We start from the raw sequence: 21,870 nt of genomic DNA on the forward strand, positions 1-21,870 counted from the left end.
ACGAAATTTACCTATAGTTAAATCTTTTATATGACGCTATTCATTTTTTAGCATATTAGGTTAAGTTTATGCATAGAAATGCATATCGGGTAGTGCGACCGCCTAGCTGCCTGGCTCTCTTGATTAAGAACATGTCGATTCTTCAACAGAACATAAGAAATCTGAGCTATTTTGTGCGCAAGGCCTAAAAGCCAACGCTAACACGCTATAGAATCATAATCACCCGCATATGAACTGCCTCCCGTTTCTTGGACATAAGAAATGGGAGGCAGTTCATATGCATTATATAAAGCCTACTTAATTACTCAGTAGCAGGTGCTTCTTCTGAAGTCTGTACCGCACTGGCGTCATTTTTCTTAGCTAGCTTCTTATCAAGCCAACCCGTAAACGCAGGGGCTACCAGTGCAGTAATAACTACAGCAGCTGCAAGCTGAGCGTTTGCATTTGCAACAACCTGGGCTGTATACGTTGGATCAACACTAGCAACCGCTGCAGGAGTGGTTGTTGCAGTACCAGCAATAGTCGCGCTTGCAAGACTTGCCTTACCAGAGCCACCAAGAAGACGCTCAACAAGCATGGTAAGAATACCCGTGATTATGCAAAGTACTGCTAGGAGAATACCTGATGGACCACCAATAATAAGGTTCTCAACACTCATGCCGCAACCAAGCGCAAAACCAACAACAGCAATGCAAGGGTTAATACCAGGAACCAAAAGTGCCCTGATAAAAGGACTAAGGTTACCAAGAACAACACCAAGGGCCAGAGGAAGCAGCGTACCGATAAGTGCGGTTGGAGAAATTGCTGCAACGCCTGCTGCACCTAGCGCAATCATGGTAACTGCAGGACCTGCAACAAGAGACAAAACTGCAGCTGCACCCTGCTCATCAGGAGTTCCGTACTCAGCAGTAATACCAATGTACAGAGCAACATTACAGAAGGTAATACCACCAATAATGGAAAGTGCATTAAGACCAAAGAAATTATCGCCCAGGAATTTAGCAACAAAGAGACCAAAGGCAATAGCAATAGCAAGCTTAGGAATAAGAATGGTTAGGCCAGTCTTCAGAACCTTTGGAACAGTCTTCAAATCAATGGAAGCACCAACAAACAGCAGAACAATACCAACAATCGCAGGAGCACCCTTAGCAACAGCTGTAGTAAAACTACCAATTTCTAGAACCTGAGGGAAAAAAGAGTGAAGTAGTAGGCCCACAGAAAGTGGATACAGCATAATATCGCCGGGGAACCTGGGGACGCCAATCTTACGAGTTGTCTTTTGCTGTTCAGCTGCCATTATCAGCTCCTTTGCCCTAGTTGGTCAAAAAATAGTTGACCTACTTTATCAGCACAAAGAATCATTTTTAAAAAGTACTGTACAAATTAACAATTTGGCTACAAACGCGAGAAGACCTTACAAGCTGCAAGGTCTTCTCGCGAAATGGGTGTAATTGAGCTGTAAAGACGGACTAAGCCCAGAACTTAGATTTTGCCGCCCTCAACAACAATGTTATTTGGATCTACCTCGTCACCGTAAATGGGAGCAAGTGTCTCTTCATAAGCCTTGTGGAAGAAGTTCTCCTCTGCAAGAGGGCCGGTAATCTCGTTGTTGATAAACTCCAACAGCGAAGAGTTACCCTTGTGAACTGCAGCAGCAATAGTATCGGAGTCGCCCAGGTCGTCGATGCCAACAACAAAGCCAGGGTTAGACTTAATCCATGCAAGTACCTCGGTGTTGTCGGTTGAGAAAGCATCGCCGCGGCCGTCGAGCAGTGCGTTATACGCATCAGCATAGCTATCAAATTTGACCAGCTCAACCTTAGGTGCGTTCTTAGCAAACCAAACCTCAGCCGTGGTTCCCTTAGAAACAATAAGCTTCTTGCCGTCAAGCTGCGAAACATCTGTGATTGGCGCAGAGGATGGAGAAACAACGCCCAGCTTAATCTTCATGTATGGCAGAGAGAAATCAACCTTCTCTTTACGGTCATCAGTTACCGTAAAGTTTGCCAACATGATGTCTGCCTTATTAGACTGCAAGAAAGGCACGCGATTTTGTCCGTCAGTGGCAATGTAGTTGATCTTGACGCCCATATCCTTTGCAAGGCGCTCAGCAAAAACAATGTCGTAACCAGCGTAATTGCCGTTTGCATCAACATAACCAAAAGGAGCCTTGTCGCTAAAGACGCCGATATTTACTGTGCCTGCCTTCTTGATGTCATCAAGAGTTCTAAACTTTGAGTCTGTATCAGAAGATCCACCCTGAGCTCCGTCGGAATCCTTTTTCTTGCAAGCAGCCAAAAGAGCTGCAGCAGAAAGTGCGCTTGCACCAAGGAAAGCACGGCGAGAAAGAGAAGCGGAAGTATTTTCAAAGAAGTTCATTTCAAATCCTAACAAGTTGTATCAATTACTACATCATCTACGTGCAAAAACACGTTGTTTACTTATGTACACGTTCAAATTCAAAGGTGCGCAAAAACTCTTGTGCCCTTTCTGTTTTAGGTGCCGAGAAAAACTCTTGTGCATCGGACGACTCTTCTACGATGTGTCCCTGATCAATCAAGATGACTCGATCAGCAACTGCTTGAGCAAAGCGCATCTCGTGAGTTACCACCAGCATGGTCATTCCTTGCTCTGCTAGTTCCATAACTACCTGCAAAACCTCGTGAACCATCTCGGGGTCAAGAGCTGCAGTGATTTCGTCCAGCAAAAGAACTTCAGGGTTAGTCATAAGAGCACGAACAATTGCCACGCGCTGCTTTTGGCCGCCAGAAAGTGCTGATGGATAGGAGTCTTTCTTCTCCCACAGTCCCACACGACGCAGCAGTTCTTCTGCCTGTGCCAAAACCTCATCCTCTGAGCGCTTCTGCACTACCAGAGGGGCCAGGGTTACGTTTTTCAAAACCGTCATGTTAGGGAACAAATCATAGCTTTGAAAAACCATTCCAATGCCTGCTGCAGCGCTTTCCCTCTTCTGACCAGAAATAACCTGATCGTGGAGAAGCACTTCTCCCCCTTGGATATCTTCCAAGCCAACAATGGCGCGAAGCAGCGTAGACTTACCGCAACCGGAAGGTCCCAACACCACGACTACCTCGCCTTTATTGATGGAGAGCGAAATCTTATCAAGCACGGGTTTCTGGCTTGAGGGATATACCTTAGTGAGGTCCTTAACTGCTAAAACGGTGTTACTCATGTGAGGCGCTCCTCTCAAGCCTGCGTGAAAGATACGAAAGTGGGAAGCAGGCAGCAAAATACAGGAAGAAAATAGCTCCGTAAATCCAAAGTGCTCCGTCGGTTGGGAACTTGAAGCGATAAAAATCGGTGATCTGACTACCAACTCTGAGCAGCTCAACCACGCCAATCAAATTACAAAGTGACGTTGTCTTAATCATGCGTGTAATCAGGTTGATAGCTGGAGGCAAAAGACGCTTGAAAGCCTGAGGAAGGATGACCTTAAAAAACGTCTGCTGGCGAGAAAGACCAAGTACAAACGCGCTGTCATACTGAGATGCTGGAATTGACTCCAACGCTCCTCTTACCAGGTCTCCAAGCTCGGCGGCTCCCCAGAAGGTAAAGACCACAATTGAAGCTTCAATGCCATCAAAGTTGACATCAAACCATTCAGAAGTACCAAAGAACACCACAAAGAGCAGCACCAGCTGAGGCATAACACGAACAATCTCAAGGTACACACGAAGAATTGCGCGAACAATCTTGTTGTTGGATGTCATAAAAAGTCCAACGAGAATACCAAGAGGAATGGAAAGCACCACAGAGATAAGGCCAATGTGCACCGTTGTTGCAAGACCTCCAAGAAGGCGCGTTATTACTCCTTCCTGCAGCAAAATGTTATCGACGGGCATAGTCAAGCCTCCTCTCCAGCCAGCTGCCAAGCAAAGAAATAGGAACAAGGATAATCACATAGGCAATTACCAGCATAAAGAGGGCTTCTGTAGTGTCGTATTGCATGCCAATAATGTCTTTGGTTACGTACATCAAATCTGCAAGAGCAATGCCGGAAACAACGGAAGATTCCTTGATTAAGAAAATGATGTTAGCAACGAGGCCTGGAATTGCTACAGAAAGTGCCTGCGGAAGAATAACGTGCTGGAGAGCTTGAATCTTTGAGAGGCCCAAAACCTTTGCAGACTCAAACTGAATAGCTGCAACTGATTCAAAGCCTGCGCGAAACACCTCTGCCATATAGGAGCCACCAAGAAACGTTAGACCCACAACAGCAGCTACCTCTGCATCCATTTTGAGACCAACTTTAGTCAGACCAAAGTAGATAAGAAACAGCTGAATAAGCAGGGGTGTTCCTCTGGAAAGCTCAACATAAACAGCATTAAGCTGACTTAAAACAGGAATTTTTGTCAGCGAAATCTGAGCACTTATCAAACCAACGATAAGCGAGAAGAGAACTCCAAAGAAAGAGATAGTAAGCGTTATTTTTGCAGCTTCTGCATACAGTGGGAGATGTTCCCCTATGAAGCTCCAGTCCATGCGAATAAATCCTCTCGGGATGTGCGAATGATCACACAAGAGTTACAAAATAGCTTTACGCCCGAGTCTGTACCAGGAAAATTTTGCTCAGCGACAATTACACCCTGGTCGTATGTGACCCGGGCACCAGACACATCGCGGTGCATGCACAAAGTGCAGTGTATGTCGTAGCCATAATTCGCATGCGTATAATCCTAGTCGCAACTAGGATATTGTCAACTCACAATTGGTAAATTTTTTGATAATGGAAAATTCTTCCACTAAATCATCAACTGACATACGGGCATTAGCAGGACTTGTAGAAGGCAGTTGACGTGCGGAAATACCAGTTTGTTGCTCGGTGTAGCGCTTATAAAATTTTGTTGCCGTCCCACCAAGTGTAAAAATGGCGCAGATTGATGAATCTTGAATAAGAGCGCCAATGTTGTGTGGAACTGGATTTGCAATAGAAGCGTCGCTTGCGCCCTTAATATCACAAGCCTTAAGCACATCACAAAGAGCAAGATGATGTCTTTTACAGAAGTCAATCTTTTCAGATATGGACTTGAGGGGTTTCTCGCCATATAACGCGGCAACTACGCGCCAGAATCTATTCTGAGGATTACCAAAGTAAAAGCCAATTTCTCGAGACTTGGGACTAGGCATTGATCCCAAGAGCAGCACGCGAGAATCGGGAAAGATGATGGGGTCAAGCGTGTTCTCAACATGCGTAAGCGCAGTTTTGGCAGCATCGCCAGCAGGCTGCGGCGTCTTTGCAGCCACAGCTACTCGCCTTCTTGCAGCGGCTCAACAAACTCCTGCAAATCATCAAGGCGCAGTACAGTTACTTGGCCGTAGCCGGCTCCACCTGTTGTGCCCGTATCAATTCCCCACTTATCGCCATCTGACTGGACCCATTGCGCAAGACCATCAGGAGTAGTGGCGCTGCGATTCAAGTTTTTTGCACCAAAACTTGCTAACAAAGGTGTGGGTGTATGGCCACAAATTACAACGGGATACGCTGCTTCTGACGTGCGGAAATCCGTTGGATATTGCCAAAACTCTTCACGAATCCACAAAAGATCGTTTTCAGACTGCTTACTTAAGTACTGCTCCAAAGAAGCCTTATCCCAGGCGGTTGGCAAGGGAACACCGTTAGACCTTACGCCCGCATGAACCAGAACAAAATCTCTGCCTTGGACCTCAACGGTGGCGTACAAAGGAAGCGCCTGCAACCAGTCAATCAGCTCACTATATTCTTCTTCAGAAAGCGTCTTGAGCTCAGCAAGCGTTGCGTCTCCCCCGTTAATCTGCCACATAAACTGAGCTTCAATATCCGCCTCTGGGGCCAATGCTTGCAGCGCAAGTTGCTCATGATTGCCCATTAAAACGGTACAGTTAGGAAGCTCACGAATTGTCTTTATAGTGGCAAGCGAGCTAGGACCACGATCAATCATGTCGCCAAGACAATAGAACACGTCTGACTCGGTTGGATTAATACGCTGTAGAGCACGCCTAAGCGGCTCCACATGACCGTGAATATCAGAAAAAACGTACGTTGCCACAAAAACCTATTCTGTCGAACCTTCATTTGCAAGCGTCTGACCATCAAAGTTCAGATTTTGCGTAAGCTCTTTTGCAGTATCAAGATTAAAGTCTGGCGAGAAGAAAACGTCAAGTGCATAAGGCACATTTGCCAGCGCATGGTCATACAAATCCCAGAAGCTCTCTTTGCGCACCTCTCCCGTAAAAGGATCAATCCACTCATTTCCCGCTCTGTTATCAAAATCAGAATCAGAAGATTCCCTTGCCCCGTGCGAGAGTGCCTCAATCAAAGAGAACCTATTTGTACCAAAGGTACGCTCAAGATGACCAAGTAGCTTTCTTTTCTTACCTGTTGGCGAATATGCTAGATGTTGGATAATCCTAAAATCAACAGCAGCTGACGAGAAAATCCTGGTATCGGTAGGTTTTTCATACGTCCATAACAACGCAAAGAAAAACACTCTATCCAAAACGTAAAGCGTATGCAGCGATGCCTTCAAAACCTCGCTATACGGCCTATAGGTAGCTACCGTTTTACCAAGATGGGCGTAAAGAATTGCCTCATCAAGGTCCTTCTCGATTTCTGCATGCACTTGATTTTTGGCAGATTCATCCAAGCCCTCTACGCCCTGAGAGATAAGCATGTTTTGCCAGTAATAGACAAAAGGATGAGCAGCGGAATCAAGCATATAGTGGCAGAGAAATCCTGCAATATAGGCGCGAGCGACCGCAACGTCTTTGAGTGGCAGAGGTGCAATTGCGTCTCGCATAGAAAGAAGAAGTTCGGGCGTTTTTTCTTTATGCATGATCGACGCATATTTAGCGTAGCGATGCAGCAGTGGATCTGCTGCTAAATAAAACAGCGGATCTGGACCTTGGTTGCCCAACAAAAAAGCTTCTCGCTCTTCCATCGTAGAAAAACCAAGTTTGCCTGCAGCTATATCAAAGGCATCCTTGCCAAAGAAGTCATGAGTCAAAATTGCGGGCATGTCCATTCCTTTCAGATTGCTACAAACCATTTTACCCAGCAATGGCTCAGTGCGTTAGAGAGAATATAAGACAGTATGTAGTCACTATTGTGAATAAGTTGCCTCTAAGCTCTCTTCAGCTACCGCCCGCCGATTAATAAGCCTTACCCCCTGTAGTAATACTTAAATATTTGATATCTTTAAACATACTTGGGGGAGATATTTTCTGTCTGAGCCATCTAGCTTGTATTGCGACTACAAGTTGGGAAAGTAAGGATCTAAGGAGTGAGGCATTCCTTACGGCACAGTAAAGAAAAACCTGCAAAGACAGAGAATATCTAATTGAGGGGAGCAATCATGGCATGCTGCTATGAGAAGCTTATCTCTGCAGGTAACAAGAGTCTCTGCAGAGTCAAAACATCACGTTCTTCTAACATAAAGAAGCGTGAGTAACATGAATACGGCAAGAAAAATCAAACTCTATAGGATGCTTACGGCCCTTGCCTATGGCGACGCCTATGGCATGCCAACAGAGATGATGTCACCACACCAAATTGATTTTGCATTTCCTGATGGAGTTCAAAGTCTTTCAAATCCACCTAAAAATGACTTTTTTGGAAGACCTTTTACCGCAGGTCAGACTACAGATGACACCGCAAACGCAATCATTTTGACTAAAAACATCATTGATAACCAGGGGGTTTTTAACCAATCCCGCTACTTTGATGCGCTAGAAAATTATGTGGCAACAGAGCCAAACGCTGCCCAGGTAGTTGGTCCTTCCACAAGAGCTGCGTTAGCCAATCGACTTTCTGGCCACTCGCTCAAAACATGCGGTCGCCTTGGAACCACTAACGGATGTGCCATGAAATGCGCACCGCTGGCTTCAATTGTGAGCTGGAAAGACAAACATGCGCTCATTAACAGCGTTACTGAGCTTGCGCTTCCTACGCACGGAACCAACGTAGCTATCATGGGTGCAGCAATGATTGTTGCCGCCATAAGCAGAGGTCTTTCTGAAAACTCGTTTACGGTAGAGGATGCTCTTGAAACTGCTTTAAGTTATGGACACCGAGCTTTCTACACAAAAATTGGTACACAAATGCCTATGCCTAGCATGTATCAAAAGTGCATCATGGCGCTGGAGTTTTGCGAGGGTGCCAAAAACCTTGAGGCTCCCCTAGCAGCATCAAGAGACATCTACGACTACTGTGGCTGTGGTTATGAAACCATAGAGACTATCCCTGCAGTTCTTGCAGTGGTAAAGCTCTCACAAGGAAAAGTCTCTAAAGCAGCGAGAATAGCCGCGGAGATGGGTGGAGATACAGACACCATTGGATCTATTGCCTGCGCTATTTGCTCACAGATTCACTATGACGTTTTGCCTGATGAAGTACGTCTGCTTGAGCGCGTCAATGGATACCAGTTTGAAAAACTTGCAAACGATTTGGAAAACGCCACTTCCCTACCGTATGATGTAGCTATCTAGTTTGCGCTCTTTGCGCCATAGCATACGTTTCTTGTAGGAGGCGCCATGAGCTCCTGTGCTCTTATCGATTTGCATGTTCATCTTGATGGATCAATCCCACTTCCTGCCGCAGCTCAACTTGCAGCAGAAGCGGGACTTGATTTCTCTTTGGCTGAACTCAAAGAAAAGATGCAAGTCCCAGCTCATTGCCATAATCTTAACCAGTATCTTGCTACATTTGAGCTGTCGCTCAAGCTTATGCAGTCAGCGCAGGGCATTCGTACGGTTGCAAAGGCATTTCACGAGCAACTTGACGCAGAGGGCATTCTCTACGCTGAACCCCGCTTTGCACCAGGGAGTCTTACCGCAGGAGGTCTTTCTCAGCAAGAAGTTCTTGAGGCTGCTCTTGCTGGTAGAGCTGACTTCTATGCAGAGCATCCACAGTCAGCGCTCCACACGGCATACCTTATTTGCGCTATGCGTGGCACAGGTGAAAAGCTTAAGCACAAAAATGAAGAGTCAATTGATCTGGCTGCAGCGTACCTTGGAAATGGCGTCGTAGCAGCAGACTTAGCAGGAGCAGAAGCGCTCTTTGCCACAAAGAATTTCTCGTCACTTTTTGCTGAAGCACAAAGAAAAGACGTTCCTTTTACTATCCACGCGGGAGAGGCTGCTGGTCCAGAAAGCATCAAGGCTGCACTTCGACTTGGCGCACAACGTATTGGCCACGGTGTTCGCTCTTTGGAGGACACAGGCGTTATCCAGGACCTCAAGGCTGCAAATGTTGCTCTTGAGATTTGCCCTACCAGCAACCTTCAGACGCACATCTTTGAGTCAATAGAGCGCTTCCCTCTTGAGCAACTGCTTGATGCTGGTCTGACGATCACTATCAACACGGACAACATGACTGTCTCCAACACTACCCTCTCGCGCGAGTTTGAGCTTTTGCAGCAGCACTGCGGTCTAGACAAAAATACCGCACGTGAGCTTGCTGAAAATGCTGCACGTGCGGTATTTAGTGATTCTAGCGAGAAGGACCGTCTACTTGCCCACCTTAGGCAATAGTAGCCTCATATCCTGCCTGAACAACAGCGTCAACCAATGCGCTATCAGCAACATCAGAAGACAGCTCAACTACAGCGCTCTTCTCGTCAAGTGAAACGGTTGCCTTAGAAACACCCTCGACAGCCTCAAGAGCCTGTGTAACGTGTGCAACACAGTGCTGGCAAGACATGCCCTCTACGTTTAGTTTCTTCTCCATATAAGATTCCTCCTTCTGTGACGCGGATGCGTCGTTTGTGGACTTAGTTTGAACGTCAATGACTGGTTTTGTGTCATGAGCGTCTTGGCGAGTTGCTGAGCTGGTATTCTTTGGCTTCCAGGTACGCAGGCGCAGTGCATTGCATACAACAAAGACTGACGAGAAGCCCATGGCAGCTGCACCGATCATAGGGTTCAGCGAAATGCCAAATGGATACAACAGGCCCATAGCAACAGGGATACAAATGGTGTTATAGAACAGAGCCCAGAACAGGTTCTCTTTGATGTTGGTCATAGTGGCACGAGAAAGCTCAATTGAAGTTGCAACATCAGCTGGATCAGACTTCATCAAGACAATGTCGGCAGACTCAATGGCAACATCGGTACCTGCACCAATTGCAATTCCCACGTTTGCTCGAGCGAGTGCTGGAGCATCGTTGATGCCATCGCCAACCATGACAACATTTTCTCCAGAGTCCTGGAACTGCCTAATGTAGGACTCTTTTTGGCTTGGCAAGACATCAGAGATAACCTGGTCAACGCCAAGCTCCTTACCTATGACGTTTGCTGTTGTTGCCTGATCGCCAGTAAGCATGACTGACTTAACACCCATAGCACGAAGACGAGCAATGGTGGACGCACTAGTTTGCTTTACCTTATCGGCCACAGCAATAACACCAAGAAGCTTACCCTCAAGTGCAAAGTACAGCGGTGTTTTTGCCTGTTCAGCTAGCTGCTGAGCCTGGGAAGTCAACTCTTGTGTGCTGATACCCTCCTGCTCCATAAGACGAGCGTTTCCTGCTACAAGGCGTTTCTCGCCAACCGTTGCTATAAGGCCACCACCAGCAACCTGTGAGAACTCCTGTACATCAAGAGAGCTGCCTGCAGACTCTCCAAGCTTCTCTTGAGCATACGTAACAATAGCCTGCGCAAGTGGATGCTCGCTCTTTTGCTCAAGCGCATATGCGTACTCAAGCAGCTGCTGCTCGGAAGTTCCACCTGCACAAAGTACGTCAGTTACGCTCGGCTTGCCCTCAGTGAGCGTTCCGGTCTTATCAAGAACAACCACGGTTGCTCGGACTGCGCCCTCAAGCGCCTCGGCAGACTTGACCAAAATGCCATTTGAAGCGCCCAAACCAGTGCCTACCATGATGGCAGTAGGTGTTGCCAGACCAAGTGCACAAGGGCACGAAATAACCAGAACAGCAACAGCGTGCGAGAGAGCAACCGCAAAGTCACCAGGTGCCACAAAGACAAACCATGCTGCAAAGGTTACCAGCGCAATTCCAATGACAACAGGTACAAAGATGCCAGCAATGCTGTCAGCAAGACGCTCGATAGGTGCTTTGGAGCTTGTTGCCTCGTCAACCAGGCGGATAATGCCTGCAAGTGTAGTGTCATCGCCAACAGCGGTGGCACGCATCTTAAACCAGCCGCCGGTAGATACCGTAGCACCTGTCACGGAATCGCCAACGGTCTTACTTACAGGAACGGGCTCTCCGGTAATCGCGGACTCATCGACAGATCCTTCTCCCTCGATGAGCTGGCCATCAACAGGAATTGACTGACCAGCCCTTACCACAAGAATGTCTCCCACCACAACGGTCTCTGCAGGAACTTCCTGCTCAATACCGTCTTTGACGAGAATAGCAGTCTTTGGGGCAAGGTTCATAAGTGCGTTAATTGCACCTGTGGTATGACCTTTTGCGCGAGCCTCAAAGAACTTACCCAAGGTAATCAGAGCAAGAATCAAACCTGCGGACTCAAAGTACATGCCATGCATTGCATGGTGAGCTGCAGTCACATCTCCTGCGACAAAAGCGTTTGCCATCTGATACAGACTGACAACGCTGTAGGCAAACGATGCTGCAGAACCTAGCGCAATGAGCGAGTCCATATTAGGAGTGCCATGCAGCAGAGAACGGAATCCACCAATAAAATAGTGACGACAAATGAACAGAATAGGAATGCAAAGCAAGAGTTCGGTAAGAGCCAAGTTCATCATGCCATTCATGCCAGAAACAGCAGGTGGAACAGGTGCTCCTATCATCTCACCCATGGCAAGATAGAACAGTGGAATGGCAAACGCCATTGAGGAAATAAGCTCGACTCTCTTCTGCCTTACTGCCTTTTCTGAAGCATCGGTAGCATCTGCCTTAGTAGCTGCAGTAGAATCTTTTTTGTCACTACGAGGTGTTGCCTCATAGCCTGCCTTGCTTACTGCGTCAGAAATCTGCTTGAGGGTATCTGGATTACCGTCGTAATCAACTTCCATAGAATTCTTAAGTAGATTAACGCGAGCCTCAAAGACACCAGAAACAGAGTTTGCCGCCTTCTCTACGTGCGCAGAACAACTTGCACACGTCATTCCTTGTACATCAAAAACTTTCTGATCCATAACGCCACCTTACATAAAACGCTTAAAGAGGTCCATGACCTCATCAATAACTTCTGTATCGCCTGACTGGATGCGGTCAACTACGCAAGACTCCAGATGATCCTGCATTACTTCTCTTGAGATGGCCTTAACCGCAGACTCAACTGCTGCAAGCTGAATAAGGACATCTCCGCAATAACGATCCTCGTCAATCATTGTTTTAATGCCATTTAACTGGCCGATTGCACGGTTAATACGGCGAGAAACTCCACTTTTAAGCTCGCTTGAGCGAGGAGTAGCCTTGTGATCACAATGACAACAAGTTTCCTGTGGTTGGCTGTCTTTCTGAGCCATCTGTCCTCCTTTGCATACCCTAAGGGGGTATTAGTTTCTGTAAACAGTATACCCCCATAAGGTATTTTTATGCAACAAAAAAACAGCAACCGAAGCCGCTGTTTTTTATCTACCTATAAAAGAGAAACTCAGCACTCAAAAATACGTGCTACTCATCATCCTCTTGATCTTCTACACTTCCCTCAACAAGACCTAAAGTACTCTGTGCATCTTCAAGGCTCTCTAATGCAGTAACACCTCTGAGCTTGCGGTTCATAGCCTTTGTTCTAGTAGTAAGAATCTTATCAATGGTGGTTTCTGCAGTTCTAATCTGTTTCTGAGCCTTCTCAAGCTGAGCTTGATACGTCTCAAACTCTGTCTTAACTGCAGAGAGTACCTTTTGAATCTCGTCTGCATGCTTCTGAATAGCAACAGATTGGAATCCCATTTGAAGACTGTTAAGAAGTGCTGCCATAGTGGAAGGACCACACACATTAACGCGATACTCTCTCTGTAGCTGCTCAAGCAAACCCGTCTGACTGACTACCTCTGCATAAAGTCCCTCAAAAGGAAGGAACAAAATAGCAAAGTTAGTTGTCTCTGGTGGGGCAATATACTTTGTAGAGATATCTTTTGCCTCTGCCTTAATTCGAGTCTCTAGACCCTTTTTAGCGGCAGCAATCGCCTCTTCATTTCCTGCATTGATTGCATCCACTAAATGCTCATAGGTATCCCCTGGAAACTTTGAGTCAATAGGAAGCCAAACAGTCTCCCCTGACTCTCCAGGCAACTTAACTGCAAACTCAACACGCTCAGTAGAACCAGAAACAGTAGCAACATTCTCTTCATATTGCTCTGGAGAAAGAATGTCTCTTAGAATTGCGCCAAGCTGAATCTCTCCAACAATTCCGCGAGTCTTAACGCCAGAGAGAACTTTCTTTAAGTCTCCAACACCCTCTGCAAGGCCGCGCATTTCTCCCAAGCCTTGATGAACTTGCTCAAGTTGCGTAGATACGCGCTGAAACGATTGAGTCATACGCTCATCAAGCGTTTTCTGGAGTTTCTCGTCAACGGTCTGACGCATAAGCTCAAGCTTTGCTTCATTCTCTTTACGCATGTCGCTGAGCTGTTTGTCAACAGTCTCTCTGACCTTGCCAAGCTGCTCGGTTGAGGCCTGAGAGGTTGCCTTCATGTTGTCATCCACACGACGCTGAAAAGCATCAAAGCGAGCATCAAGCTGAGCAATGCGCTGATCAGTCTGCTTCGTCTGATTTTGCAGCGTTGAGGTGAGCTTTTGATCAACTACCTCTCTTACCTTCTCAAGCTTTGTATCCATAAGCTCTTGCATTTTTGCCATGTTATCCGTAACACGACGATCCAACTCTTGGGAGCTTCTTATAAGCTCTGCAGATGATGTTTGACTTTGCTCTTGCAGCGTCTTTACTTGCGAAAGCTTAGAGGAAAGTGTGACAAGGCTCACGATAAGTAGAATGGCGACTACAGCCAAAACTAACAGCACAAGTAAATCCACAAGACTCCCCTAACTCATAGCAGAACAAACAAACGCAAACACAGCAAACGCAATCTGAGTGTTAACCAAAAATGCCGTAGATTACTTCTGCAATGCTATTGGTAATGCCCTCTACGAAATTCACAAATGGATTATCGGAATTAACGTCTTTATCTCCATAAGGATTAGTGAAGTAATCCCAGAACTCTTCCCAATAATTTTGCTGACGATAATACCTATAGGAATCATCATCTTCAGTGCGATCCTGCTTATCATCAGTATCGTTGTTTGTTTCGTTCTTGCTGTTCTTTTCTTTCTCTTTCATAGAAGAAAGCGTCTCATCAGAACCAAGCGTGACGTTGATAGTAAGGCGGTCTTCTCCACGCATGATTTCTACAGGAACGGTCTCTCCAATCTTGTGAGAGCGAACGGCAATAATAGCTGCATCAGCAGAAACTACGCGCTCTCCACCAATAGAGACAATAACATCACCCTTTTTAATACCAGCACCCTCTGCAGGACTATCATCAAGAAGGCCTGCTACATACGCACCGTAATCTACCGAAAGATCATTGCGCTTTGCAACTCGAGGAGTAACGGTCTGCATAGAAAGACCAATATAGGCATGCTTAACTTGCTGGCCAGAAAGAATCTGATTTGCAATATCAATGGCATAGTTAGAAGGAATTGCAAAACCAATACCCGCAAATGACTTGGTATCTGACGAGAACAACGTACAAATACCCACAAGCTGACCATTAGAGTCAACCAGAGCGCCGCCAGAATTACCTGGGTTAATAGCTGCATCAACCTGGATGAGGTTTGCATAAATAGTGGTTTCTCCACCCTCTGTCTCAAGCATATCTCCACGAGAAAGAGCAGACACGATACCTGCAGAAACAGAGTGATCAAGTCCAAATGGGCTACCAACACTCATAACCCAACTACCAGGAGCTAAGTTATCGGAATTACCAATCTCAATTGGGGTTAGGCTATCTCCCTTAAGGTCAGCATGAAGAACAGCAAGGTCAGAGGTTGGATCTGTACCAACAACAGTACACTCATACTCTTTATCATTAACGGAGATAGAGAACGTATCCATACCCTCAATAACGTGGTAATTGGTAAGAATGTCTCCATTTGTGTTCAATACAACGCCAGAACCGGTTGAGCCTGATGAATCACTGGTAGCCTTAACGGACACAACCGAAGGCAAAACCTTAGAAGCTACCGTTTCTGCCGTCTTAGTATCAGTTGGTTCTGCAGCAGGACGAGACGTCGCTGCTTGAGAAATAGTTGCCTGACCAGATACTACAGGAAGCTTAGAAATTCCCTCTCCCAAAGCAATGGTAGGAACACAAGCAACGGCAAAAGCAATTACACAAGCTGTTCTTTTTACACTTGAGCTTTTGAACATAGACATAAATCCAGTCTGCTCAACTGGCGAGAAACGCTTATAAATAGCGGAATCTGTGGTTAAACCATGTGCTTGGTTCTCCATAGACATCCTCCTTAACATCACTTTGATGCAAACAACTAACGCAAATAATTCTGCGCTAAACATCAATTTTTCAATATGTGTATTCTACCCGTTATACCGGACAAAAATTCGTTTCTCATTATGAGAAAGACGCGCGGAAATCCTGCTAGTAAGAAAGAAGTTTGCAGATCCCATTAAATGCAGTTTATACCTGCGATTATGCTCTAAATAGATAGCCTACACCACGAACCGTCTCAAGATGAGCGGCTGCTTGAGGACCAATCTTTGAGCGAACACGCCTTACGTGAACGTCAACTGTTCTGGTACCGCCGCAGTATTCAAAGCCCCAAACGCGCTGCAAAAGAGCCTCACGTGAGTATGCACGAGACGGATGGGTTGCCAAGAATGACAGCAGCAGATACTCCATATACGTAAGATCAACAGGAGATTCATCAATATAAACCTGATACGTTGCCAGGTTAATCTTTATGTTGTCAACAATAACCAAATCTCTAGAAGTGCTCTCGGTACCTGGCCACAAAAGCAGCGAGCACCTAAGGCTAAACTCCTGGATAGTTGCAGTAGACAAAATAAAATCGCTCTTGCCCTGAACAGGCAGAACAAACTTAGAAAGATTATCAAGGTCAGCAACAAACAGGCGAGCAATTCCGCCATTTTGCGCAGAATAATTCTCTACCGTGCTAATAACATCCTGGGACAGGTCTTTTTGATCAAGAATGATAAGGTCAAAGGTATGACCAGAAGCCGCAGCCTGAGAAAATGAGGCTGCATTTGCAAGAGCAATAGACACATCAATGACATGCGAAAGTTCACGCATACGTTCATGTAAGCGTGTCGTTGCAGATACAAGAAGAATATTCTTGTGATGCATCGATTCCCCCTAGGATAAGCTTAATCTTATAAAGCATACCACAAGCTGCGAATAAAGAGCAGATATACCTTATTATCTGCAATTAGGGCGAGAAGATTTTCTCGTCTTAATTTATTTTTTCGTTTGCGTATTAATTCTAAAAAGTATTGGTTTTACGCAATAGCGCCAATGAACTCAGCTGTTCGAGGGTTTTGTGGATTGTTGAAAATGACATCAGGAGTGCCTTGCTCAACTACCACTCCTCCTTCCATAAAGACCACGCGATCTGCCACGTCTTTTGCAAAACCCATCTCGTGCGTTACCACAATCATGGTCATACCAGAGTTCTTTGCCAGATCACGCATAACATCCAAAACACCACGAACAAGCTCGGGGTCAAGCGCGGAAGTAGGCTCATCAAACAGAAGTACATTTGGATGCATAGCAACGGCGCGAGCGATTGCAACACGCTGCTGCTGTCCACCGGAAAGCGCACCAGGCTTGAAGTCTGCTCTATCAGCAAGGCCAACAGCCTCCAGCTGTTTTAGCGCCTCTGCCTCTGCCTCCTCTTTTGACTTTCCTAGAACCTTAATCTGACCAATCATTACGTTCTCTTTAACCGTTAAATGACCAAACAGATTGAATTGCTGAAAAACCATTCCGACATCTCTACGAAGCGCATTTACCTCTGTCTCGTTTGTGCCTGTAATCTCTTGGTCCTCAATAAGGATATGGCCTGCAGAAGGTGTCTCCAGCAGATTAATACAACGGAGCATAGTGGATTTACCGGAGCCCGAAGGACCAAGCACAACCACAACTTCACCTGGCCAAACAGTCAGGTTAACGTCATTTAAGACATGCGTTGATCCAAACGACTTATTGAGGTGCTCAATACGAACAATAGGATGTTCACCTGCCTCAAAAGTATGGTTAGTAAGGGGCTTATCGCGCTCAAATGCCTCTTGTGCAGCGACTTCAGCATCCAAGGCGGGTTGTTCTGTATCCGACTTCTTTTTGAAAGAAAAGAAAGACATTAGTTTTCCTCCTTGGAAAGAGCTTGGGTCTTACTATCTGCGACGCTTGCTGTTTTACCTGTTTCTGACTGCTCCATGCGTTTCTCGATAGTGCCAACTACCTTAATGAGTGGCAGGGTAATTGCCAAATAGAACAGAGCGGCCGTCATATATGGCGTCATGTTTCCCGTTGAGGTGGTGAGGTTTTTAGCAAACATCATCAGCTCCATAACACCTACAGAAGAAAGCAGCGAGGTATCTTTGTAGGAAGTAATAAAGTCGCTGGTAAGAGGTGGGATAACCCGACGGATAGTTTGAGGAATGATAATAAACGTCATGGTCTGGAGACGATTCATACCAAGAGAGCTTGCTGCCTCATACTGACCCTGCGGGATTGATTGAATGCCCGCGCGGAAAATCTCAGAAAGATACGCAGAAGAATTGATAGCAACCACAATAAAGCCAAGCAGATTGGTGTCCAGATTGATATTTAACATAGGAAGGCCAAAGAACAGAATATAAATCTGCAGGAAGAATGGGGTTCCACGCAACAAATTGATATATACCACCGCAAGTGCACGCAGGAGCGGATTCTTGGAAATCTTTAGCAGCGCAAAGCCCATTCCCAGCACAATGGCCACAGGATAGGCGCAAATTACAATTGCAAGACAAACCAGCCATCCAGGAAAAAGCATCATAACTGAGGAGACAATCAGTTGAGGCTTTAAGAACATGCCCAAAAAGTGATTGGAGTTCCACGCTTCAACCCAAGGCTGAGCATCAAGCCAATTCACCAGAGCCTGAACTGGCGTGTTAGGAATAATGGTGATTTCGGGAGAAGAAGCAAGCTTTTGAGTTCCCTGCTCAGTGGTATAGGTTCCCTCGACAGAGTACGAACCGCCGTCAGCAGGAAACTTCATGCCGGAAATCTCTACACGAATCAGCTTTTGAGCATCCACGGGTGTTGCAAAAGAGATCACAACCTGCGTTCCCTGGACGCTTGCAGTTGCCTCGATCTTCTCGCGCGTAAGACCTGAAAGAACGGTCACCTTAGTAGTTGCGCTCTGCAGATCGGAGCCCTCTGGAAGCTGCAAAGTAAGCTGAGAGACCTGCTCGTCCTCAACTGTTCCCTCCCAGGTCAAACGGGTCTCTTTGCCACCGATAACGCCATTGCCTTCTGTCTGATTTGACTTAGCTGTTGCCTTATTTGTGGTGAGAGCAAACGCACTCTGAACAGAAAACACGCTCAGAGACATAAAGAACAGCCCACTCAAAAGAAGCGTAGCGAGAAGAACTACAAGCAGCGAGGAGTACGCACGATTATGCGAGAGCGTTGACTTAGCTGAATTATAAGCCGTACTCTGAGGCACAGATTCAGCTTTGAAACTCGCAGATGACATGCACAAGGACAGTTGCTGTCCTGACATAGTTTTGTGCAAAAGTGCAATCACGTGATACTCCTTTAGAGCTTGAGATGCGATAAATCCTGATGAAAACAGTGAGTGCTTGAAGCCAAATCTGACTTCAAGCACTTTTGCTGAGCTAGTAAAACTAGATGTTAGAGCCAAACCATTTGGTCTTGAGAGCAGTCATGGTTCCGTCCTTCTCCATGTCTGCAAGAACCTTGTTGATTGCCTCAGTTAGTGCAGGATTGTCCTTAGAAACAGCAATGCCATACTGCTCACCTGTTGGAATTTCTTTTGCAATAGTCAGATCAGAATATGAAGTGCTAATCAGGTTGGAAGCAACAGGCAAGTCAATGACCATAGCATCGTACAAACCGGTTTGGACTCCTGCCATTGCTGCAGCAACATCGTCTACAGAAACAATAGTTGCCTTTGGAAGGTTCTCCTTAGCCCAATCCTCGCCGGAAGTACCTGTCTGAACAACAACCTTCTTAGAGGCGTCGTTGAGCGTCTGCTCGGTCTCGGTGCTGCCAGACTTAACAACCAGGGACTGATTGGAGTCGAGGTAAGAAGTAGTGAAGTCTACCTCCTGTGAGCGATCGTCAGTGATAGTAATACCTGCGATAGCAACGTCTGCTTTGCCACCCTGCTTAATAGTTGGAACAAGGGTGTCAAACTTCTGGTTTGGCAGGTACGTAACCTCAAGATTGAGTCTTTTTGCAATCTCGGTAATAAGATCAACGTCAAAACCAACAGGAGTGGTTGAGTTACCTTCAAAGTACTCAAAAGGCTGGAAACCAAGCTCTGCTACAACGGTCAGATGACCCTTAGTTACCAGCGTATAGCTTGAATCAGAGGATGAAGTAGTACCCTGTTGCGCATTTTCTTGCTTAGATGACGAGCAAGCCATAAGACCAACAAGTGCACATACCATAAAAACAGCAGCTACGCCCTTTAGGACATTCTTTTTTACGGTAGTAACCAGTGACGATTTCATATTTGCCTCTTCCTGAATAAATCTGAGCTGAAATTCATTGGAATGAATTATAGGAAGCAAATATGAAAAATCTACTTATAATTTTCATCGCATTTCTCGTTTTTATTGCATAAAAATGGCGAGAAGCTACATTTGTTTGTATATATGACTACTATTTAGTCATTCTATCCAATAAAGCCCAGGTAAAAGTAATTTTTTCAGTTCATAAAACGGTAACAATTCGAATAAGAAGGCTACATTCTTTGCGTGAAACAAGGGTTTCTCGTCAAAAAACCCTGCTCTGAAAAAAATCAGAACAGGGTTCAAAGGTACCTATAAACGCAAGCAGAATAGTTGCTTAGCAACCAGCGTAGTATTTCTGGGTATCCCAGTCAGTGACGGTAAGGCAGAACTCACGCCACTCCTCTGCCTTGCGCTCGCACAGATACGAGAAGATGTGCTCACCAAGAGCGTCTTTGAGAAGCTCCGACTGTTTGAAGCGCTCAAGTGCCTCTCCAAGATTAATTGGGAGCTTCTCGCCATAATCGGCAGGATTTCCGCCTACAAACTCCTCAGGAAGCAAGAGGCCTTCTTCAATACCCTTAAGTCCAGCCATAAGCGTGACAGCATTAGCCAAATAAGGGTTTGCAGTTGGATCAGGAATACGCAGTTCAGCACGGGTGGCAACATGCTTTCCTGGCTTATGCGTAGGAATACGAACCATAGCAGAACGGTTTTTACGACCCCAGGTTGCATAGGCAGGAATAGCATCACGATCAAAACGCTTATAGGAATTAACCGTTGGGTTAGTAATAAGCATGTACTCGGGAGCGTACTTAATAAGACCTGCAATGTAGTGTTGAGCAAGCTCAGAAAGGTGGGCCTCGCTCTCAGTCTTTGGAGCCCAGAACAGAGACTCGCCATCGTGGTCAAGAAGCGATTGATTCAAAAGCATGGCTGAGCCAGGGACACCCTGAAGAGGCTTTGGCATAAACGAAGCAAACACACCGTGAAGTGTTGCAATATGTCTGATAACCAGACGAGCAGTAACAATGTTATCCGCGCAAGTTAGTGCTTCTGCATAACGGAGCTCAACGCCGTTTTGAGCAGGGCCAGCTGCATGGAAAGAATACTGAACAGGAATAGAAAGATTCTCAAGTGCACGAGACGTGGAGTATCGAAGACTATGGCTGAGATCAGCAGAATTCAAATCAAGGTATCCAGCCTGATCAATAGGCTTTGGCTCAGTCCCGCTCACAAAATAAAAATACTCAAGCTTAGGGCCAACATTTGCAACATAGCCAAGGTCTTCTGCCTTAATAAAAGCATTTCTCAGTACAAGGCGTGGATCGCCTGTAAAAGCCTCACGTCGAGGAGTCTGAATATCGCAGAATACGTTTGCAACTACACCGTCATCTGTCTTCCATGGAAGAATCTGGAACGTATCTGCGTCAGGGAATGCGAGAAGATCGGACTGCTCCTGGGAAGCAAAGCCGTCAACGTTGGAGCCGTCAAAACCAATGCCCTCAACAAAAGCCTCTTCTAGCTCCTCGGGGGAAATGGAGAGAGCTTTTAATCCGCCGAGCACATCGGTAAAACAAAGACGCAGGTAGCGAACGTCTCGTTCCTCTACCGTGCGAAGAATATAGTCAATTTTCTTATCCGTACTCATACGGTCCTCCCGGGTCAGAAAACTGGAATCGTAACTACCATGACACATTCTTGTTACGGCTATGTTTCCACTTCCCTGAAACCGGGCGAATGGTAAAAAATTGTTAATGAAATTGTGACAATTGACCTATTGAGCGTCAAAAGCCTTATCAACGTCAGAAATCATTTTCTGAGCAACACCGCAGTGACCATCTCCACCATGATGAGTGCCGCAGCTACTGGAAGAAGAGCATCCAGAACAAGAACCCTCTTTTGCGCTCTTAAGTTGAGAGCGGACACAAAGAGCAACAAGAGCAATGACAATAAGGACAACCAAAATATCAATAGGACTCATACAGATACTCCTCAATTTGTTAACTACGGCATACTATACCCTCATTACATGCTTGCATACGCTAAATCATAAATTATTTGCAAAATCTAAATTCTTACCAAAACAATTGAGAACTGCGCTCTCAGTCAAAGTGAACTGCCCCCCATTTCTTATGTCCAAGTTTTGGGACGCAGTTC

At 45.9% G+C, this 21,870-nt stretch carries 20 protein-coding genes; 2 read left to right on the forward strand and 18 right to left on the reverse strand.

Translation table 11 applies throughout. The features are described from left to right. Positions 1-301 precede the first annotated feature (301 nt). From HMPREF1647_RS02760 to HMPREF1647_RS02795, 8 genes are all read right to left on the reverse strand, one after another. Positions 302-1,297, reverse strand: a complete 996-nt coding sequence (locus HMPREF1647_RS02760; RefSeq protein ID WP_035431879.1) for a 2-keto-3-deoxygluconate permease — start codon at positions 1,295-1,297, stop codon at positions 302-304. Between the two features lie 185 nt (positions 1,298-1,482). Then, positions 1,483-2,379, reverse strand: coding sequence for a cysteine ABC transporter substrate-binding protein (locus tag HMPREF1647_RS02765; protein WP_035431881.1), 897 nt, complete (start codon positions 2,377-2,379; stop codon positions 1,483-1,485). Between the two features lie 58 nt (positions 2,380-2,437). Continuing rightward, positions 2,438-3,193, reverse strand: coding sequence for an amino acid ABC transporter ATP-binding protein (locus HMPREF1647_RS02770; protein ID WP_035427996.1), 756 nt, complete (start codon positions 3,191-3,193; stop codon positions 2,438-2,440). After that, on the reverse strand, positions 3,186-3,863 hold the full coding sequence (locus tag HMPREF1647_RS02775; RefSeq protein WP_035431883.1) for an amino acid ABC transporter permease: 678 nt from the start codon (positions 3,861-3,863) through the stop codon (positions 3,186-3,188). Before HMPREF1647_RS02775 ends, HMPREF1647_RS02770 begins: the two co-directional genes overlap by 8 nt. Next, complete coding sequence (locus tag HMPREF1647_RS02780) at positions 3,850-4,503, reverse strand: amino acid ABC transporter permease (protein ID WP_035431885.1); 654 nt, start codon at positions 4,501-4,503, stop codon at positions 3,850-3,852. The genes HMPREF1647_RS02775 and HMPREF1647_RS02780 overlap by 14 nt, the downstream gene beginning before the upstream one ends. A 204-nt stretch (positions 4,504-4,707) precedes the next feature. Then, positions 4,708-5,265: a DNA-deoxyinosine glycosylase gene (locus tag HMPREF1647_RS02785; RefSeq protein ID WP_035431888.1), complete on the reverse strand. Its 558-nt coding sequence runs from the start codon at positions 5,263-5,265 to the stop codon at positions 4,708-4,710. Between the two features lie 2 nt (positions 5,266-5,267). Further along, positions 5,268-6,047, reverse strand: coding sequence for a metallophosphoesterase family protein (locus HMPREF1647_RS02790; RefSeq protein WP_035431890.1), 780 nt, complete (start codon positions 6,045-6,047; stop codon positions 5,268-5,270). Between the two features lie 6 nt (positions 6,048-6,053). Next, entirely contained in the window at positions 6,054-7,016 is a 963-nt protein-coding gene (locus HMPREF1647_RS02795) for a zinc dependent phospholipase C family protein (protein ID WP_035431892.1), read from the reverse strand. A 433-nt stretch (positions 7,017-7,449) separates the two neighbouring features. Here HMPREF1647_RS02795 and HMPREF1647_RS02800 point away from each other — a divergent pair, with 433 nt between their 5' ends. Together HMPREF1647_RS02800 and add are read left to right on the forward strand one after the other, a co-directional pair. Further along, positions 7,450-8,484: an ADP-ribosylglycohydrolase family protein gene (locus tag HMPREF1647_RS02800; RefSeq protein WP_035431894.1), complete on the forward strand. Its 1,035-nt coding sequence runs from the start codon at positions 7,450-7,452 to the stop codon at positions 8,482-8,484. Between the two features lie 45 nt (positions 8,485-8,529). Beyond that, complete coding sequence (gene add / locus HMPREF1647_RS02805; protein ID WP_035431895.1) at positions 8,530-9,528, forward strand: adenosine deaminase; 999 nt, start codon at positions 8,530-8,532, stop codon at positions 9,526-9,528. Here the strand turns inward: add and HMPREF1647_RS02810 are convergent. The 10 genes from HMPREF1647_RS02810 to HMPREF1647_RS02855 form a co-directional block, all read right to left on the reverse strand. Continuing rightward, positions 9,518-12,121: a heavy metal translocating P-type ATPase gene (locus tag HMPREF1647_RS02810; RefSeq protein WP_035431897.1), complete on the reverse strand. Its 2,604-nt coding sequence runs from the start codon at positions 12,119-12,121 to the stop codon at positions 9,518-9,520. The two genes, add and HMPREF1647_RS02810, sit on opposite strands and share 11 nt — an antisense overlap. A 9-nt stretch (positions 12,122-12,130) precedes the next feature. Continuing rightward, positions 12,131-12,454, reverse strand: a complete 324-nt coding sequence (locus HMPREF1647_RS02815; RefSeq protein ID WP_035431899.1) for a metal-sensing transcriptional repressor — start codon at positions 12,452-12,454, stop codon at positions 12,131-12,133. A 148-nt stretch (positions 12,455-12,602) separates the two neighbouring features. Beyond that, entirely contained in the window at positions 12,603-13,964 is a 1,362-nt protein-coding gene (locus HMPREF1647_RS02820) for a DNA recombination protein RmuC (RefSeq protein ID WP_262363796.1), read from the reverse strand. Positions 13,965-14,025: 61 nt separating this feature from the next. Next, on the reverse strand, positions 14,026-15,444 hold the full coding sequence (locus HMPREF1647_RS02825) for a S1C family serine protease (protein ID WP_052039106.1): 1,419 nt from the start codon (positions 15,442-15,444) through the stop codon (positions 14,026-14,028). 196 nt (positions 15,445-15,640) lie between these two features. Continuing rightward, positions 15,641-16,315: a winged helix-turn-helix domain-containing protein gene (locus tag HMPREF1647_RS02830; protein ID WP_035431901.1), complete on the reverse strand. Its 675-nt coding sequence runs from the start codon at positions 16,313-16,315 to the stop codon at positions 15,641-15,643. Positions 16,316-16,467: 152 nt separating this feature from the next. After that, on the reverse strand, positions 16,468-17,328 hold the full coding sequence (locus tag HMPREF1647_RS02835; protein WP_035431903.1) for an amino acid ABC transporter ATP-binding protein: 861 nt from the start codon (positions 17,326-17,328) through the stop codon (positions 16,468-16,470). Continuing rightward, positions 17,328-18,677, reverse strand: a complete 1,350-nt coding sequence (locus HMPREF1647_RS02840) for an amino acid ABC transporter permease (RefSeq protein WP_262363797.1) — start codon at positions 18,675-18,677, stop codon at positions 17,328-17,330. The genes HMPREF1647_RS02835 and HMPREF1647_RS02840 overlap by 1 nt, the downstream gene beginning before the upstream one ends. Positions 18,678-18,858: 181 nt before the next feature. Further along, positions 18,859-19,710 carry an ABC transporter substrate-binding protein gene (locus tag HMPREF1647_RS02845; protein WP_035431905.1) on the reverse strand — a complete coding sequence of 284 codons (852 nt, stop codon included), beginning with the start codon at positions 19,708-19,710 and terminating at the stop codon, positions 18,859-18,861. A 337-nt stretch (positions 19,711-20,047) separates the two neighbouring features. Continuing rightward, the gene (locus HMPREF1647_RS02850) at positions 20,048-21,361 is read right to left on the reverse strand and encodes a glutamine synthetase family protein (protein WP_035431907.1); all 1,314 of its coding nucleotides are present in this window, start codon (positions 21,359-21,361) and stop codon (positions 20,048-20,050) included. Positions 21,362-21,487: 126 nt separating this feature from the next. Beyond that, positions 21,488-21,694: a FeoB-associated Cys-rich membrane protein gene (locus HMPREF1647_RS02855; RefSeq protein ID WP_035431909.1), complete on the reverse strand. Its 207-nt coding sequence runs from the start codon at positions 21,692-21,694 to the stop codon at positions 21,488-21,490. Positions 21,695-21,870: the final 176 nt, after the last annotated feature.

It is taken from the genome of Lancefieldella parvula DNF00906 (assembly GCF_000758945.1).
GTDB lineage: Bacteria > Actinomycetota > Coriobacteriia > Coriobacteriales > Atopobiaceae > Lancefieldella > Lancefieldella parvula_C.